Raw genomic sequence first — 638 nt, 5'->3', positions numbered from 1 at the left:
CCTGTGGACCGGGGGCGCCCTGTGGAGGAGAGGTGTCGGGTGCCCGTTACGACGACGAGGACGCGCTCGAGGAGGCGGGCGAGCCCGACGAGCTCGAGCCGGATGTCGACCCCGCCGACGAGCCCGAACTCGACGAGCCCGACGAGCCGGAGCCCGAACCCGACGAAGCCGAGTCGGATTTCCCTGAACCCGAGTCGGTCTTACCGGGTCCCGAGCCGCTCCCGGCGCCCGAACCCGCCCCGGCGGCGCGGCTGTCCGTGCGGTAGAAGCCCGAGCCCTTGAAGACCACGCCGACGGTGTTGAAGAGCTTGCGCAGGCCGCCCTCGCACTGCGGGCAGACAGTGAGCGAGTCCTCCGTGAAGGACTGCTGGATGTCGAAGGCGACATCGCAGTCGCGGCACCGGTACGAATAGGTGGGCATCTGGCCTCCGGGGCAGAGTCGGCTAACGACTGGCACTCTACCCTCCCGAGTGCCAGTCGTTAAAAGTCGAGGACTCCGTGTGGGGTGACCACGCCGGTCACGGGCCGGTCGTGGGGCTCGACGGGGAGGCGTTCGAGCACGTCCTCCGGGTCCAGGACCGCCAGCAACCTGGTGTGCGGACGGGCCAGCGCGAGCGTCCGGTCGTAGTACCCGCCGC

General features: G+C 70.1%; 2 protein-coding genes. Both read right to left on the bottom strand.

Annotated elements, in window-relative coordinates; genetic code table 11:
* Positions 1-46: 46 nt before the first annotated feature.
* The gene (locus tag IY392_RS18295) at positions 47-421 is read right to left on the bottom strand and encodes an FmdB family zinc ribbon protein (protein WP_107756966.1); all 375 of its coding nucleotides are present in this window, start codon (positions 419-421) and stop codon (positions 47-49) included.
* Between the two features lie 59 nt (positions 422-480).
* Positions 481-638: 5-formyltetrahydrofolate cyclo-ligase (locus IY392_RS18290; protein WP_375292932.1), on the bottom strand; the 158-nt coding region annotated here is incomplete at its 5' end.

This window comes from Dietzia sp. SYD-A1, from assembly GCF_015356725.1.
GTDB lineage: Bacteria > Actinomycetota > Actinomycetes > Mycobacteriales > Mycobacteriaceae > Dietzia.
The sequence above is the reverse complement of the archived record's forward strand: the minus strand, read 5'-3'. Positions and strand labels throughout refer to the sequence as shown.